Source organism: Gemmatimonadaceae bacterium, assembly GCA_020846935.1.
Classification (GTDB): domain Bacteria; phylum Gemmatimonadota; class Gemmatimonadetes; order Gemmatimonadales; family Gemmatimonadaceae; genus RBC101.
In genome coordinates, this window is sequence record JADLCY010000008.1 from 175815 (window position 1) to 193398 (window position 17584).

9 protein-coding genes are annotated in these 17584 nt (G+C 67.8%); 3 read left to right on the plus strand and 6 right to left on the minus strand.

Translation table 11 applies throughout. The features are described 5' to 3' along the window. Positions 1-1135: 1135 nt before the first annotated feature. The 3 genes from IT361_10245 to IT361_10255 all read right to left on the minus strand — a co-directional run bounded on the left by IT361_10245 (position 1136) and on the right by IT361_10255 (position 4633). A complete protein-coding gene (locus tag IT361_10245; protein ID MCC6318058.1) occupies positions 1136-1393 on the minus strand; it encodes a hypothetical protein in 258 nt (85 codons plus the stop codon). Positions 1394-1395: 2 nt separating this feature from the next. Then, entirely contained in the window at positions 1396-1869 is a 474-nt protein-coding gene (locus IT361_10250) for a transposase (protein ID MCC6318059.1), read from the minus strand. Between the two features lie 994 nt (positions 1870-2863). After that, positions 2864-4633, minus strand: coding sequence for a M28 family peptidase (locus IT361_10255; GenBank protein ID MCC6318060.1), 1770 nt, complete (start codon positions 4631-4633; stop codon positions 2864-2866). Positions 4634-5194: 561 nt separating this feature from the next. Between IT361_10255 and IT361_10260 the strand changes: the two genes are divergently transcribed. The 3 genes from IT361_10260 (at position 5195) to IT361_10270 (ending at position 8500) form a co-directional block, all read left to right on the plus strand. Then, complete coding sequence (locus IT361_10260) at positions 5195-5578, plus strand: RidA family protein (protein MCC6318061.1); 384 nt, start codon at positions 5195-5197, stop codon at positions 5576-5578. Positions 5579-5750: 172 nt separating this feature from the next. Beyond that, positions 5751-6104 carry a hypothetical protein gene (locus IT361_10265; GenBank protein MCC6318062.1) on the plus strand — a complete coding sequence of 118 codons (354 nt, stop codon included), beginning with the start codon at positions 5751-5753 and terminating at the stop codon, positions 6102-6104. A 101-nt stretch (positions 6105-6205) separates the two neighbouring features. Next, positions 6206-8500 (plus strand): TonB-dependent receptor, encoded by a 2295-nt coding sequence (locus tag IT361_10270; GenBank protein ID MCC6318063.1) that lies wholly within the window; start codon positions 6206-6208, stop codon positions 8498-8500. A gap of 63 nt (positions 8501-8563) precedes the next feature. Here the strand turns inward: IT361_10270 and IT361_10275 are convergent, their stop codons facing one another. The 3 genes from IT361_10275 to IT361_10285 are packed head-to-tail and all read right to left on the minus strand — an operon-like array spanning position 8564 to position 17528. Further along, entirely contained in the window at positions 8564-10033 is a 1470-nt protein-coding gene (locus IT361_10275) for a hypothetical protein (GenBank protein ID MCC6318064.1), read from the minus strand. Further along, a complete protein-coding gene (locus tag IT361_10280) occupies positions 10030-15486 on the minus strand; it encodes a peptidoglycan-binding protein (protein MCC6318065.1) in 5457 nt (1818 codons plus the stop codon). Before IT361_10280 ends, IT361_10275 begins: the two co-directional genes overlap by 4 nt. Then, positions 15483-17528: a CHAT domain-containing protein gene (locus IT361_10285; GenBank protein ID MCC6318066.1), complete on the minus strand. Its 2046-nt coding sequence runs from the start codon at positions 17526-17528 to the stop codon at positions 15483-15485. Before IT361_10285 ends, IT361_10280 begins: the two co-directional genes overlap by 4 nt. Positions 17529-17584 lie beyond the last annotated feature (56 nt).

Here is a 17584-nt window from a genome sequence, read left to right on the forward strand (position 1 = left end):
TCGGTGGCGCTTACTGGACGGTGGCAGGTTGGTCGTGTGATTTTGGCTCAAACTGCTTCCATAGTACCCCACGCACCGTACATGCGAATGATTCTCTTTATGTCGTCGTTGTTGGGTACAGCGACTATCCCTGTGCGTACTCACCAAGTAACAACTGTTGGACTGTGTCGATTCAGAACATTACGCATAGCAGCGAAAGCACTACCTATCAGTACTACGATAACCGCTCATACGTCACATTGATCGGCGGCGCGGTCGAGGTCTACGGCCTTACGACATGCTCTCAGTTTCCATACGACCGCGTAACATTTCAGAACGTTTTCGCGAAGTCATACGACGCTGGAGGCGCTTGGTCGCTTATCCCGCTGTACGGCCAGGTGTTTGCAGTGCCCTCGTATACGGAGTGGATCCAGTCCGGCATGAGCCCGTCGTGCAATGCTAGCACTTCAGTGACCGGCCATCCGCCCTACTACTGGACCAGTTCGATGTACATTCGACACTACTAGGCGGATCGGTCTTCCCTTTAGGTAGAGCGCTGCCGTAGTGACGCAGCTCGCCAATGGACGCGGATTCTGATGTACGACCCTGCCTGGCCTACTCGATGCGCCACGCTCGTCTCGCAGGGGGAGGGGCACCACTGTTCCGGAGGTGAAACGTGCGACCGTCTTGCTGTTTGCTGGCACTTTGCCTTGGCGCGTGCTCTCGTTCTCCTCAGAACACTGAGGTAACGGGCAACGCAACCATTGCCCTCAGCGTTAGAAGCCGCACTGGCACTCTTGTGCCAAACATCAACGTCATGGTTATCTGTCCCGCCGCGGCGATCAGGATCAGCGTAGCAGTCGCGGCGACAGGTCGAGCGTCAGTGTCATTGTATCTGCCCTCCGAGCTGATGAACGCTACTGGGGGAATGGTTGAGTGTTCTTTCCGCGCGCCAAGTGATACAGCAGCAACCTACCGCGCCGATACAACCATAGCGTTCACACCGGCCGGTAGGCTTCATCCAGTACATTTTGTTGACCTTGGCGAAACTTGAGCTGTACTGACGTGACCCCCGAAACCTGATCCTGAATCGCCCCGGCTTTTCGGGTGCGTCCCCAAGTCAGTTGCAATTCAGGTGAGTGCCTCGTGATGCCGCTCATGCTGCGGCGTGGGTGTCGGGAAGGCTGGCGCGCAAGGCGCGCAGCAGCAAGGGCAGATGCTTTACGCCTTTCACACAGCGGAACTGCGCCTCCAGCTGCAGGAGACTGGCCGCACACCAGCGCCGCCGCTGATCACTCGAGCGCCAGCTCGAGACGCGACGTGTCCGCGCTTCGACGCGGGCCATCACACTTTCGATCAGGTTCGTCGTCTTGAAGCGCGTCCCGAGCTCCGGAAACACACCGAGGCGATGCAAGGTCAGCGACTCTTCCAGGCCCTCCAACAAGCTCTCCGCGGCGGAGGCGTTCCGCAGGCGCAGCTCACGCTCCAGCCGCTGCGCGCGCGTTGGGCGTCCGCATAGCGCGGGTGCCCGTATGCCGCCTGTATCTTCCGGCGCCACCCCACCTGCTGAGGCTTCGGGAGATAGCTCACCACATTCTCTCGCTTGTGCCACTGACACCGCTGGACGGGCACGTCCCCGAACACCTCGCGCACGGCCGCGCGGAGCCCCTTCGCGCCATCCAGCACGACCAGCAACCCGTGCGGCGTGCGAAAGCCGCGCTCCACAAGTTCCTGCAGAAACGCGGCACACTCCCGCTTGTTCTCCGTCGCCGTCTGCACCAGGCCCAGAATCCGTTTCTCCCCGGTGGTGGTGACGCCTAACGCGATCACCATCTGGTCCCCAGCGAAGTGCTGTGCAAGTACACCCAAATTCCCGCAGGTTGTGATCACCTAGTTTCCCGCACTGGGCCCTGCGTCTTTGGGGGTGCGTGGCCCTCCGGGTTGGGGTGCGGGGCCGGGGCTCTCCGGCGTCCCGAGCAGGGCGCCGAGTTCTCTGAGTCGGTAGCTCCGTCCGTCGATGGAAATGATGTGCACGTGATGCAGCAGGCGGTCCTGGGGTCGCGAAACACGGCGTTTACTACGATGCGATCACCGCGCAGGACGAGTCCGCTGAAATACTCGGCCGGAGGCACGAGGAGCGGCCGCATCCCTCCCAGTGAGTCAATGACGATCGCACGCCCATTTCCTCGGTCGACCAACAAAAGCTCCACCACGCAACCCGCCGATGAGCGGGCCCAATGAGCGCGACCACTCACCAGGGCCGGATCCTGCCCGCCCGACCGACCGTTTGAACCGACCGTTCGCCGCGTAGATCGCGACATCGCTGCCACTCGAAAGCGGTGCGACAATGTAGGATCCGCTGGACAAACGAACAGCGCGTGAGGCAGGCGTGACAAGGACCGGATCGCCTGGAGCTCCGATTCGAGCGATGAAGCGAGCGACGATCCTGCAGTCTCGACACCCTTTCTCGGTTCGCAGAGCTGTCTCCACGACGTCCGTCGGCTGCGACTGCAAGTGCGCGAAAGCCTTCAGCACCACAAGAAGGCCCGTCACCACGCCCTCCGCTCAATGTTCAGCCACGAAGGCTCGGTTCGATCGTTCTGTCAAGAGCCGAGGGTTGCATCGAGCGGGGACCGACAAGGGCATCGGCCCTGCATCAACTGATCCTTTCGCACGCGCTCGCCTGAGGCTGCTGCCGACACAAGGGGCGATCCAGCGTCCCCGGCCCGCACCCGGCGATCGTGAGCGAGTGGGCTTCCTCGCGGGATCGTCGAGCGCGCCGTGCACTCAGTCAACGAAGACGCTGGCTCCTGTGAAGACCCGGCATCAGCACCGACTCGCCCAATCCCTCCTCACGATAGCGGACGACGACCCGGTGTATGACTCAGGGCACAACAGACCGCGGCGGACGCGCCGGGCGCGTGCCGTTCATGCGCGGGCGCGGACCGTTGCCGACCTCGCGTACGATCCCGTCGATGTAGTTCGTGATCCGGGCGTAGTGCGGGTAGTCGATCCACTCCGCCTCGTCCGTGCGCTGGTGATAGTCGCCGTGCAGGCCGGTGAAGAAGAACGCGATCGGCACGCCCTGCAGCGCATAGTTGTAGTGATCCGAACGGCCGTAGATGTTGTTGTATCCGCTCCACGTGAGCGTGGTGTCGTACTTGTAGTCCAGCTCCAGCGGACGCGCCTGCTTTCGATTGACCTCGGCAACGGTCTCGCCAAGATCCTTTGAGTCGAAGAACGACCCCACCACGCCGAGGTAGTTGGAGCTGCCGCCCGGCAGGTCGCCTTCACGCCCGCGGCCGATCATGTCGATGTTGATCTGCGCCACGATCGAATCCATCGGCACGGTCGGGTTGCGCGTGTAGAACGCCGAACCGACGAGCCCGGCCTCCTCACCGGTGTGCCACACGAACAGCACGCTCCGCCTGGGCTTGACCGGCATGGCCTGGATCGCTTCGGCGATCTCCAGCACCGCCATCGAACCCGAGCCATCGTCGTCCGCGCCGTTGTTGATCGAGTCGATCCGGGCCACCGGATGCACGCGACGGATGCTGTCCATGTTCACGCGGATCGTCGCCAGCTGTTCGGGCCGCAGCTGCAGCATGTTGTTGGCGAGGAGCATCGCGTTCCGGGCGTTGTTGAACGCCTTGAGCGAGTCCTTGTCCACCGGCGTGTTGAAGCCCACGTGATCGTTGTGCGCGCCGATGGCCACGTACTGGTGGCGCAGCACGGGGTCGCTGCCGGGAATGATCGCGACCACGTTGCGGGCGTATTGGCTCGGCAGCTCAACGTAGTCGAGCGACGCGTTCACGGTCCCGCCGGTCGTGCCCCGCGCCATGGCCGCCACCGGCTGACCGCCAAAGAGCTGCGCTGCGGCGGCACTCGTCAGGCGAATCACGGCCTGCGGTGCAAGCTGGTCGAGCTGCGCGCGCAACAGCGCGAGCGAGTCCACGGCCTGACCCGGCTGCGTCGGGCGGCCACGACCCGCCGTGCTCTGCGTCGCCACGGTCGGCGTGTTGATCGCCGCGCGCTGCGCGGCGGACAGTCCGTCGAGGTCGACCGTCGCCACCGCGACCGCCCCGCCAAAGCGCGTCGGTGCCGGGGGCCCAAAGCCGGGCCGACCGCCGCCAGCCGCGGGTGCGCCGGGGAGCAGCACCACGAACTTTCCGTTGGCCTGAGCGGCCGTGATCTGCCGCGTGGTATCACCTGCCACACCGCCGAAGACGACCTCGACGCCGCTTACGGGTCGTGGCGCGCGCGTGCCCGGGACGGCCAGCCAGTCCGCGCCCCAGGTCAGCGGGTTGCCGTTCACCGTCAGGCGCGAGTGATCGGTGAAGTGCTTGAGATGATAGGGAAGGACCTGGAAGTACGAGCCGTTGTCGCCCGCAGGGACGAGCTTGAGGCGCTTGAGTTCCGCGGCGATGTAGTCGGTCCCCTTCATGTTGCCGACCCTCCCGACCTGACGACCCTGCATTGAGTCGTCGGCGAACTGGTAGAGACGGATCTGGAGGTCACGGACCGTGATCTGCGGCGTCGTGGGCGCCGGCTTCATGCGTGCCGGGTTGCCAAAGACGTTCAGCGCGGGGGACTGCGCGGCAACCGGCGCCACCGCGACGAGCGCGACGGTCGCTGCAGCAAGGAATCGGGACATGGGTGCGAGACGTGGTGGATGGTACGCCGAAAGCTGACGGCGCCGTTTACCAGTGCGCCAGTACGGACCGTGGCTGCGCCCGCATCCACTCAACGTGCGACGGGTCGGTCACGCTGGCCGTCGGGCATTGCCGGACGAAGCGGACTTCGGTCGCTGGCCCCGCGGCCAGCCGCGCTGGCGAGGCGCCGTGGCGAAGGAACGCCGGCATTTCGGCAAGAGTCGCAGCCGAGCGCTCACCTCCCGGGCGGCAAACTGCGGTGTCTGGTCTCCACCGGGCCTGGCGACGTACGTGCATGCCCGGCGTTCCTGCCGCAGTGCCCGGACGAGTGGGGGGTGGTCGTGGATGGTGCTGTTCGTTAGTGTCTCGCTGCACCCGCCTTACCGGGGCATGCGAGACTCTGACGCACGTCGTTCGGCGCCTCCGTTTCGAGCGCGTGTGGGTGGTTCGATGAGTGGCGCGTGTCGCCCGCTGGCGCGGTCGTCCGCATTATCCAGCGATTGATCCCTTCTCTGTCAAATGACCCGCCTTCCCGCCTACGCCTTCGCACCGGAGTCCCGCTGATGCCGCGCCGTGCCGTCGAGAGCCCTCGCGGGCCAGCCGCCATTGGACCGTACTCACACGCCGTGTGGGCCGGGGATCTGCTCTACCTGTCGGGCCAGACACCCATCGACCCGACAACGGGTCGTCTCGTCGATGGTGACGTGGAGACGCAGACGCAGCGTGTGTTCGACAACCTGGAGTTCGTGCTGCTCGACAGCGGCCTCTCCATGCACGACGTCATCAAGTGCAACGTCTACCTCACGACGATGGCGGACTTTCCGGCGATGAATGCAGCCTATCAGCGGCGCTTTGCCGCACCGTTCCCCGCGCGCACCACGGTGGCCGTCGCCGGACTCCCACTCGGTGCCAAGGTCGAGATCGAACTCGTCGCCCGCAGGCCGTAGCAAAGGCGGCGAGCTCGACGCCGCGCAGCGGCGGCGGACACATCGGATCGTGCGATTCGCCAGCGACAGGGCGTCCGAGTCGCGCAATTCGTCAGCGGCGGAGCGCCCCGGCGCGTCATATTGATGAGGCATCGGCTGGAGCCTCCTGTCGTCGCATCCGCCGCCACTCTTCGTGACCCAGGCTCGTCGCGCCCTCATCCCCTGGCTTTGGCTTTCGGTAGGCCTGCTCCGCGCCGTACTCGGCACGGCGGTGCCGGTCGCAGAGGCACGCCAGGCCGCGCGCGCGGTGACCACCGAGAGCGTCGCGGCGCACATCGAGGAGACCTCGCGGCCCGAGTGCACGCCACCCACGCACGAGGACTGCGCCCTTTGCGCCTACCTCGGTCTCGCGGTCGAAGTCAGTGACCTGGCGTCCATTGCCGCCGATGACGCAGGGATCGCACAGCGGCCGGCGGGTGCGGTGGCGCTGGGCTCCCGCGCCGTCGAGGCACTCCCGCATCCCCGTGGCCCACCCGTGGTGAGCTGATCGCTCCAACCACGCGGGATCGGCCTCGGCGCCGGCCCGCGGCGTCGGCTCGCCTGTGCGTCCCGGCGCAGGCTTTCCACATTCGCCACGGGACTTCTCCCATGCCATTCGTGCCAGCGCGGCGTTTTGCCGCGCGTCTCGCCGTTTCAATCGGCGCGGTCACCGCACTTGCCGCGATCGCCCATGCGACTCCCGCGCGCGTGCCCGACACGCCGCCGATCGTTGGAGTCGTCCGCGATAGCGCCGGAACGCCCCTCCCCAACGTACAGGTCGTGGTCACCGGGCTCGATCGAAGCACATCGACCAACCACCAGGGGATGTTTCTCTTTCGGGGCCTTCCTCCCGGCCGCTATCACCTCACCACGTTGTTCCTCGGCTTTGCGCCGGGGCACGCCGACGTCGTCGTGCCGGCCGCGGGCGACACCGTGCGCGTCACGATCGTCGTGCACCCCACCGTGCTCACGTTGGGCGGCATCCAGGTCACGGCGACGCCCGTGGGCACCGATCCGCGCAACGTGACGCAATCGGCGACGGAGGTCTCGGGCCAGGCGCTGGCCCGGGCGATGGCGCCGACGATCGCGCAGACGCTCGCGCGCGAACCGGGTGTGTCGATGCGCTTCAACGGCCCGGCCGCCACTGCGCCGGTCATTCGCGGGCTGCAGGGCGAGCGCATTCTCGTGCTGCAGGACGGCAACCGGGCGGGCGATCTCTCGTCGTCCGCGCCGGATCACGGCGTATCGGTCGATCCGCTCACCGCGCAGCGTATCGAGGTCGTGCGCGGCCCCGCTTCACTGCTCTATGGCAACAGCGCGTTGGGGGGCGTGGTGAACGTGATCTCCAATGACATCCCGTCCACCATTCCGTTGCACGTCGACGGATATGTCGGCACGCAGCTCGAATCGGTGACGCCGGGCGGCGGGGTGTCCGGGGGCGTTCAGGTGCCGATCACGAGTGGGCTCGCGCTGGTGGGCCGCGGCGGCATTCGACGCGCCGAAGACCTTCGCCAGGGCGGACGTGAGCGACTGGGGAACTCGTACTACCGCAATGCGTACGGCACGGGCGGGCTCGCGCTCGCGGGCTCGAAGGCGAACGGCGGTGTGGTGTATCGCCGCTACGGCTTCGACTACGGATTGCCGTCGGCCGATGGAGACGGCGCGCACATCGAAGGCACGCGCCACGAGCTGGTGGGTCGCGCGGAGTTGGCCGCACCGGCGGGGGTCGTGCAATCGCTGCGGGCGAGCGGCACGGCGCAGTGGTACTCGCATGACGAGGTGGCGCGCACGGGAACGGTGAACACACGCTTCAACCTTCGCACACAGACGGGAGATGTCCTGGTGCGGACGCTCGTTGGCGCGGTCAACGGCGCGCTGGGTGTGTCCGGACTGTTCAGGCAGTATGAGCCCACGGGCGATGAAGCACTGACACCGCCGGTCAACAGCACCGGCGTGGGAGCGTTCTTCTACGAGGAAGTCCCCCTCGCATCGCTCACCCACCCCGACGATCGGGTTGCGCGCCTGCAGTTCGGCGGGCGCTATGACAGCTACCGCATCACCTCGAGCGGCTCCGGCAGTCCCAAGTTCGGGCCAGGGGTGCATCGTGACTTTCGCGCGGCCTCGGGGTCGGTCGGTCTCAGCGTACCGGTGACGGAGCGCATGAGCCTTGCCGTGAGTGCTGCACGTGCGTTTCGCGCACCGTCGGTGGAGGAGTTGTTCTCCAATGCGTTCCACGAGGCCGCGGGAACCTTCGACCGTGGCAACGTGGCGCTGGAAGAGGAGGTCAACACCGGCGTGGAAGGGATCCTGCGGTTCCACACGCGGCGCATCAACGGGCAGCTCTCTGCGTTTGGCAGCCGCATTGCGAACTACATCTCGCCCAACATCGTGAAGGACACGCTGATCTCGGGCGAGGCAGGGCCCGAACGTGTTCCACTCAATCGCTTCTCGCAGGGCGACGCCGTGCTGCGCGGGCTCGAGGGGCAGATCGAGATGGAGGTGGTGAGGCACCTGGTCGTTGGCGCGATGGGGGATCTCGTGCGCGGCGAGCTCAGGGCGGCACGTGAGCCGCTGCCGTTCATGCCGCCGGCCCGGCTCGGCGGCACCGCGCGATGGGACAACGGGCGGTGGGCGTTTGGCGGCGACCTGCGGCACGGCTTCTCGCAGCGACGCGTGCCCGTGTCGGCGAGCGACTCGGATCCGTCGGGCCGCACGACCGACGCGTTCACGCTCGTGAACGTGAGCGCAGGGCTCACGCTGCCCCTTGGGCATCGGGTGCATGCGTTCACGGTGCGCGTCGACAACGTGGGCGACGTGCGCTACCGCGATGCCACGAGTCGCATCAAGACCTTTGCGCTCAATCCCGGTCGCAACGTCTCACTGGGGTATCGCGTGCTGTTCTGAGGCGCGCGGCCGCTTGCGCGTACACGCAGCGAGCGATCGGCTACGTGCGGTTCGCCCTACCGCTCAGCCGCCGGTCGCTGGCGGGTCGGCGGCAGTGCCAGGTGCGGCTCGACTCGTCAGGCGCTTGACCTGTGCCGTGGCCACCTCGTCGTCAAAGGCGTCGGCCGCCTGGTTGGTGGGCTCCAGGCTGTCGCCGCTTCCGCGCACGCCGGCCTGCCGAGTCGCATCGAGTTGCGCGAGAACGAGGGACTGCACGTCACCGAGCGTGGCGTCCAACCCGACTGTTCCGAGTCGGTAGGCGTCGGGATCTGATTCGAAGGCAATACGGGCCGCACTGACCAGAACCCGCACGTCCGCCGATGGCAAGGGGAACCGCGAGCGCAGCGCATCCTTGCTCACGGTGGCGGCGTCCTTCCAGGCATTCGGCGTTCCGGCGGCGACGGCAGCAAGGGTCTGACCGCCAAAGGCATCGAACGCTGTCGAGAGCCAGGCGGCGGCGACCCGGCCGCAGTCATCGGTGAAGGACGCCATCGGTGTCGCCCCTGCCAGAAGTGTGTCGCGCCGACCGCGCATCTCCTTTGCGCCTTCCGTGTCGCCGAGCTGGTGCAGCGTCGCGGCGACGAGCTCGGCACGTAGTGCGGTGCCAGGGTAGCCGCCGGTGGCACCCACACCCGGCGACTCGCGGCGTACCCTTTCGACATCGAGGGTCACGAAATCGAGCAGCGCGTACCCGAACGCACGGCCACCGCTCAGCGCGCCGTAGACATCGGCGAACGCCTCACCGAGCCAGCCCTGCCAGGCCAGCGCGCGATCGCCCGGAATGCCATGGAGATCAATCACCTGCTCGAGGGACTCCTGCAGCGCAGATGTGAGGTCGAGATCGTCCTCGACGACGTGCCCGGCCTCATGAGCGAGTATCAACACATCCGGCAGGTGCGAGAGCTGGGACCACGGCAACCCGAGGACGGCGATCGGCAGGGTCTTCATCTCTCGCACGAACGCCTGTCGTTCGGTCTCGCCCGACGACACGGATTCCGCCATGAGATCCGCGCCGCGCGTTGCGGCAAATGGCGACCAGTCGCTGTTGAGGTAGCAGAGCGGCGGTTCCCGCACCGACGCTGCGGTCCGGTGCTTCGCCTCAACGGCCGCGCGCAGCGCTGGTGCGATGCACGCCCACGCGTAGTCATCGGCCGCATCCAGAAAGCGTTTCATGCCGGGCTGCAGGCGCTGCGCGAGCTTGCTGCGATGAAACTCCCACATCGCATGCAGCAGCAACACGTCACGCTCCAGCGCGTGACCGAGGGCCATGTTCTTCTCGCTCCGTGTGCTCATGGCCGTCACCTCCTCGGCCAGCGCGGTGCGAAGCCGATCCAGCCGCCTGACGAGTCGGCGCACCTGCGTGTGATGCTTCTCGAACGCCTGGCCCGCCCTGCTCAGCGCCGTCCATTGTGCGAAGTCGAGTGTGAGCGCATCGAGCTTGTCGACAAGGGCCGCGCGGCGGCGCGCCACCATGCCATCCAGCGCGCTGGTCATGACGCGGTCGGTACCCGGGGGCGCACGAAGAGCGTGTGCGCCGGCATCGTCGCATACACCACGCAGACATCCGACGGCGAGGTACGGAGCAGCTTCACGAGGTCGGTCGACTGTCGGCGTTCGCGCCCGGCCGCGGAGCGCAGACGCCGAAGCAGGTCGAGCACCGAGAGTCGGTCCTTCCACGCCTCGGCCATCGCGGCATAGGCTGCCGGCACGCGATCGGTGGTCGGTACTTCGAAGCCCACGGCAATGATGGCGGCGCACGCGCCAATGCGGAACAGTTCGTGCGCGAACACGTTGCGCAGCAGCAACTGGCGCGCGACTTCGGTGTGCGATGTCGCAGGCATCGGGTCGAGCACGACGATGGGCCGATAAACGGGCGGCAACAGCTTGAGCGCCGAGCCCAGGGTGGAGGGAGACTCACCGGGTCCGTCGGGTCCGTCCTTCTCACCGCCGCCGGAGAAGCGCATCACGACGCCGCCCAGCGATGTCGACTCGTCGAAGGTTCCGCACAGGTGGAGTACGACGGGTCGACGGGCCTGCAGCGACGCGACCAGGTTGCGCCCCGGGGACTCCAGGCGCAGCCCGGCGGCGCGATACAGCGCCGTGACGTCAAAGTGCTCCTTGAAGGACGTGCCGGCACGCATGCCTCGACGAGCCCCCTCCTGCGCACCGGCCACCAGAGCCACGGCGTCGCGACGATCGCGCACGAGCCCTTCGCTCAACAGCTGCACCGTGCGGCGATCGAGGAGGCTCGTTGGCGGCAGGCCCCTGGCAGTCTGGAACGCTGCCAGCGCGCGTTGTCCCTGTGGTCCCCAGATGCCGTCGGCCACAACGCGAATGCCATTTTCGACCAGCGACTCCTGGATCCATCGGACCAGCTCACGGGGATTGAGCGCACCGCGGTAGACAGCGCGGGTCTCCTGCGCCGCCTGCAGTGGTATGTCGCCGTTGCCGCCGGCGGGAAGCAGCTCGACCGGCAGCGCGGCCACGGTCGGCGGATCGAGTACCAGCCTGAGCTCCGGCGCCTCCAGGTGCTGCAGATGGTGTCCGAGCTCGGGGCGCGACATCAGGGCACCGGCCAACTCGGCCGCGAACGCGGGCCAGTCGTCGGCCACGCGCCTGACGAGAGCGAACGGAACCACTTCATCATCACGGCCAAGCCCGAGCAGCTCGGTCGCCGGCCCGATGAGGGGCGCGGTGGGCGGCACGATCGTCACCCCGTCCCGTTGCACCTCGACGACGAGTCCGTCGCGCCAATACGTAAGCAGGGTCAGTTGCGGGCTCGCGGCATCGGGCCCTGGCGTCGCTGTCGGCCGGCCAGCCGGAACAGGCGTCGAAGCCGGAGGCGTGGAGGGTTTCGGCGGTTTGCCGTGGGCGGGCGGTGGCCCCACGGGTACCGTCAGGCGCGAGGCGGCGTCGTTGAGCCGCGGCTGACCTAACGACTCGAGCGTGCGATCGGCACGGGCGAGGTGTTCCTGCCATCCGGCGGTGTCGCCGCGGGCGCGAGCCGCCGCGGCCGCTATGGTGTGTGCGATCGCGGCCCAGCGCGTCATGGGATAGGCGTCACCCCCGAGGTCGGCCACCGCCTCATCGGCGCGTTCGGTCGCCGTCGTCAGATCGCCAACACGCAGGGCCAGCTCGGCGAGGGCCAGCGCCACACGGCCGTTCGCCGTATTCGTGGCGTCCTCGCGGCGACGGAAGCGATCGCCCCAGGGCGCGCCGTTCATCGATTGGCCGGCGCCGACGAGCCGACGCGCCAGCTCCAGGGCTGGCGCGGCCAGTGGCTGCACGGTGAGTCGCGGGAGCAATTGCTCCAGGTGGCCGGCGGCCTTCGACGGTCGACCCAGGAGCCACTCGACCGTCGCCATGGCGAGGCGGGTGTGCTCCGCGTCGCCGGCATCGTCGGGCAGTACCGGTTCATCGAGTCCCACCACGGACGCGATCTCGTGCGCGGCATCGCCGGAGAGCCGAAGCGGACGATCCAACAGATGCGCCAGCGTGGCGAGTACGTCGAGCCGAGCCGCCAGCGGTGTGACCGCTGCGAGATCCCGCGAGAATTGCATGACCGTCGCTGGGTCGGGCTGCTCGGTCGCATCGAGCAGCGCGCCAAGGACATGCAGCCGGAGCACCCGCCACCGTCGTACGGCGACGTTGTCCAGCAGTCGCCGCAACGTGTCGGCGAGGTTGGGCGGCGCCGGATGCTGCGACAGTGCGCGGAGCAGCTGCAGCCGCCCGGCAACCTCGGACTCCGCGGGCACGGTGAGGTAGAGGCTCTCCCCAATGAGCGACGCCGCCAGTTGCCGATCGCCGAGCTCAAAGAGTGTGAGTTCGATGCGGCGTCTCAGGGCATCCGCAGCCGCCTCGGCGTTGCCCACGGCAGCCCAGTCGCGCTGGCCCTGCTCGCAGCCATCGACGGCTTCGGACAGCGCGAGCACGGTTTCCCATACTCGAGCACTCGCCATGCTCGCCGTGGCCGCCGCTCCGAGTTCGGCACGATCCGGGACCAGGTTGGGTGCGCGGATCGCGGCGCGCGTGCGCAGCCCGCCGAGGTCCTCCCGCGCGAGTTGCAATGCGGCGTTGGTGTCGCCGAGCCGGAGCCTGGCGATGGCGAGCAGGCCGCAGGCGTGGGCGAGACGGTCCGGTTCGATGCGATCCGCCGCTCGTGCCATGGCGAGTTGGGCATCGGCAAACCGCGCCGCGTCGGTCGCGCGGCCGGTGGCGAGCAGCGCATCCACCAGTCGGGCCGACGGCGCCGCGGGGTCGCTGGTCACCATGAGGTCCGAACCGTGCAGCAGTCCGATCATCGTTTCGTAGTCGCCCAGGGCCTCGAAGATGCGTGCCAGGTCCTGTCGTCGTCGCGGTGTGCGATCGACCGGCATCGCGCGCTCGAAGAGTCCGAGCGCCATCCGCGCGTGCATGCCCGCACGTTCGGACTGTCCGAGACGATCGGCGGCATCGGCGGCGCCAAGGCTCGCGGGAAGGCGCAGGGCATCATCGCGCGCCACCGACAGCGCGTGTTCGAACAGCGGCAGCGCCGCGTTGGCACCCTGCGTGTTGAGCACGCCCTCGGCCTCGACGATCTCGAGCCAGCCCGGGCGCGGGGGACCGGCCCCCGCATGTCGCGTCGTGAAAGCCTTGTACGCTGCAACCGCGCGCACGACCGCGACCCAGGCGAGCCCGCGGTCGCTCCCGGACGCCGCCGTGGCGTCGGAGATCAACGTGTCCAGCCGCAGGGTGTGCGCCAGACTCACCAGGGCCGGCGCGAGCGGCGCCGCCGACTCGTCGAGCTGGGCGTACTCAGGGCTCAGCAATTCCTCGACGAGCACGCGCGCCCAGGCGCGATCACCGGTATCCCTTGCCTGGTCGAGCCACTGTTCGAGGCGGGCTCCCGGTGCGTTGGCCTGCATGAGGTGGTGGATCGCTTCACGCATGGCGACCGTGCGCCGCTCGGGCGTGTCGGCGCCCGCGGCCTGCTGTTCGTAGAACGTCACGGCGGCCGCATGGAGTGCGCGAAACGTCGCTTCCTGGTCTTCACGGAGCACGCGGCGCATCGGTTCCACGACCTCGACGTGGAACGCAATCGCCTGTGCGTCGTCCGCCGATCGATACACAAACGACGAGCTGCTGACGTAGTGCTCGAGGTCGTTCCACAGGACGTCGGCATCGAGGTCTTCCGGCCGCGCGAGCAGCGAGGTCGAGAAGCGCTCCCGGGTGCCGAGGGCAGCCAGGCGGTCGCGCGCCGGTATGTCGTGAGGGGCCGTGCCGTGCATCGCCGCGCGCAGCGCGGGGACCAGGACGCCGTCAAAGAACGCTCGGGTGAGACGCCGCGGAATCACGCCGTAGCGAATCACCCACTGCAGTTGCGGGTTGTGCAGCCGGTCAATGACGCGCTCCACGAGATAGGCAAGGTCGGCCGCGGGTGAGTCCGCAATCTCGCGCGCCGTGATCTCGTCGCGGGCGAGCACGATGTCGGCCCACAGGGCAAGCACGAGGGGAAGGCCCGCGCTCTTGCCGATGACGGAGGCGATCCGGTCGTCGTCCCTGAGCTTCCGCACGCGGACCAGGAACTCGCGGGCTTCATCATCGCCGAACGGGGTCAGCGTGATCGGGATCCACTGGCCCGCGTAGCGCGTGTGGAACTCTCCGGCGCCATCACGACCGGACGGGGAGAATCGGCCGGCAAAGATCACCTTGAGCCGCGGGTGCGCGCGTTGGACGCTCACGAGGAGTTCGAGCACGCTCTCGATCACGTTGCGGCCCTGCGTGCTCGTGAACTCGGCACGCAGGAATGCCTCCTCGATCGTGTCGAAGACCACCAGCACCGGCCCCCGCGCGCGTTCGTGCAGGGCACGACCGAATCGTTCCGCCATTTCAGCGCCAAAGCGCTGCGAGCGCTCCAGGGTCAGCGCTCGTCCCGCGCCTTGTGCCGCACCCTGGCTCTCGAGGGCGATGCGTTCCTGTTCCCGCACCTGGTTCGCGAGTCGTTGCAGCTCCGTCGTTGCACCCTCGGTGCCTTCGAGGCGCAGCTGGACCTCGAGCTGCGCCACGAGCTGCGGGATGACCAGCCACGGATATTCGGCGAGCGCCGTCGGGAGCGCGAAATCGAAGTCGATGCGGGCGCACGGGATTCTCGCCGGCTCCGGGACGCATTGGCGCGAAATGAGCCAGCGCACAAACATGCTCTTGCCCATGCCGCCGCGGGCCTCGACGCAGGCGATCCAGCGTGGATCGTCCGACTGCGTCCACGTGAACGCGTCGCGCATGAAGGTGCGCTCGAGGGCGAAGGCCGACTGCGCATAGGCCTCCGTCCACGCAGTGCGTGATGTGTAGTAGCGTTTGAGATCCGCGCGCTGGCGGAGCAGCTGATCGGTGAGCAGGTCATCGCGCTCATCCATGAGGGCGACGATTTCGCAGCAGCGCACCATGTCGAAGACGGCATCGGCCGTGGCGTACTGCGCGGCGATCTCCGCGCTGGCCTGCGCCGGGTCGGCGGCGATGAGCTGATACAACCGCTCCAGCTCCCATGCCGGTCCCCACTCGATGACCGTGTTGGCCAGCGCGAGGCTCACGGCCACGAAGCGGTCGGCCCGAGCCGACCCGTCGTTGGTGATCGCGATGTCACTGGTCGCGGTCAGCGACCGCACCCACGAGGCCACACGCTCCCCGCGATGACGCTTGCGCATGCGATAGAGCCCCGGGTTGCCCGGGACCACCTCGATGCTCTCGTGGCCGAGGAGCCAGTCGAGGCTCACGACGGACGCCTGGGCCTCCTGCGCGGCGGCCGGCAGGAGTACCTGTTCGATGAGCCTTCGATTGAACACGCGCGGAAGCGCCGCCACGTCGAGGAGTGCGCGCTCGTCAGGCGCCTCCGGCTCCCACGCGTCATCGAGCCCTTCGTCGCGGAAGAGCTGCTCGAGCAACTCGCGGGCAGACCGTCGACCGCTGGTCATGGACCTACCGGCTTCTTCGCGATCTTGCGCACGTACATGGCGAGCCATTCGAGCACGTCGGGCCCGAAGCCGTCGTCGTTCATGTCGTTCGCGACGCGCTCGATCATGTCCTCGGCGCGCTTCCGGTCGAGCTTGCGCAGCAGCAGGTACTCGCTCGACAGCCAGCGCCAGTCACCACGCGCAAACGGGAGGAGCGCTCTTCCGGCGTCGCCTTGCACGACCGACGACAGGCCGAAGCGTGGCACCTGGTCGTCCCTGAGGGCGAGCACGAGTCGGACGGACCCCAACTCCTTGCGCGCGACCACATCCACGAGGAATGGCCGTACCGATTGCGTGAACAGCTCGGGCGGCATGCCACCATCCGCGTCGTCGAGATGATCGACGACGAGGTACAAGGGCTGGCCGTTGGCGACGGCCATCAGGCTCCGGCCGAAGGTCTCGAAGGCACGCTTGAGCGTGCTGTGGTGCGCGTCATCCACGCGGTAGGGCTTTTCGCTGTCGGTCCCCGACGCTTCGGTGCGCAGCAGCGTGACGGGAGGTGGAAGCCCGTCGAGCAGCGCGTTCAGCTCCTCGTTGAAGTCGGCGAACTGCGCGTAGAGATTCGGCCGCAGCAGATCCTTCGAGGGCGTGTCCTTTGGCCCACGGATCAGCCGGAGCAACCCGATCGCGTCGTGCTTGCTCCCCGTCGCGAGGTCGACGTACACCACACGGGCGCCGTGCAGCGCGAACTGCTCGAGGCACGTTTTCAGGAAGTCGCTCTTGCCAATGCCTTCGCCGCCGGCCAGGACCAGCAGGTGTGAGTTCGCGGCCGATGTTTGCCGCACTTCGCGGCGATCCCTGCGCCGCCCCACGAACCCGGCCAGCGAGAGGATCGAGTCGCTCGCGGCGGCGAGGTTGGCGAGATCCGTCGGTGGCGGCGCCTCCATCGCCAGCACGTCGGCCGCGGGGCAACCCAGCGTCAGCGTGAGCAGCGACCAGTCCCGTCGATCATGGCCGAACGGCGCCTGCATCGTCTCGAGCCGCGCCTGCGACACGGCAGCGTCGATCGGCACTCCAGACGCCAACTGTTCGTAGATGCGGCGCGACAACAAGGCCGCAGCATCGCCGAGTACGTCGCCCTGCATGCCGATCACCGCCGGCACCCCGGCGTCCCGAAGGGCGGACGCCACCCGCCAGCCGCCGCGTTCACCGACGAACTCCGCCGTGCGACAGGCGTTCACGAAGGCGAGGCGCGGTGGCGCAGGACTCAGCAACTGGAACATCTCGCGCGCCGTCCAGGTGCGCGCGACGCCTTCGCTCCAGATCTCGAGGCCCGCCGTCGTCTCGTGGTCACCGTCGATGCCATGTCCCACGAAGTGGAGCACGTCGGGCCGGTACGTTGCCAGGTCCGCGGTGAGCCGTGCGACCGAGGGCTGCTCGAGCACCTCGACGTCGAACAGCGTTCGCCGTGGGCAGGTCACGTCGAGGATCGCCTGCACCTCTTCGCGCCACCGGATCTTCTTGTCGGTCGGCTGGCAGCCAATGACCAGGAGAACTTTCACCGGCCGAGCGATCGGTGGGCCGACGACCACCGCTTCGGTTCCGCGGTACCACGGTCCGTGGGCCTCGGTGAAGAAGTACCGCTGCTTGTGATTGACCAGCTCCCACGGAAGGTCGCGCAGGACCGATGGCTCGAACGTAAGGATGGTGCGCAGCGACTCCCCCGTGGCCTTCTTCCCCCATCCGGCGTCGCGCTGGGCCTTCCAAGCCACCGAGATGGCCGGCTGATCGAGGAGGCGAAAGAGCAGCGCCCCTACACGCTCGAAGCCGGTGGCGGACGGACCGGCCTGCGCCTGATACCAGGCGAGCGCGGTCGCCACCGTCAGCAGCGTCCCGGGCTGGTCGGGATGCTCGGGCGCCCCGGCGACCGCGAGATCGCGCGGCAAGGTCCCCTGGGCAATCGGCTGCGCCTCCCATCCCGCCTGCCCGGTGTCGAGCAGGAGCGTGATCGGGTAGTCCTGGCCCGGAGGGGCCTCCGCGACACGGTAGTGAAGGGTCAGCACGATGGTCCGGGTACGCCGACGACGGGTTCGAGAGTCCTGGCGAGCTGATGCGCGTC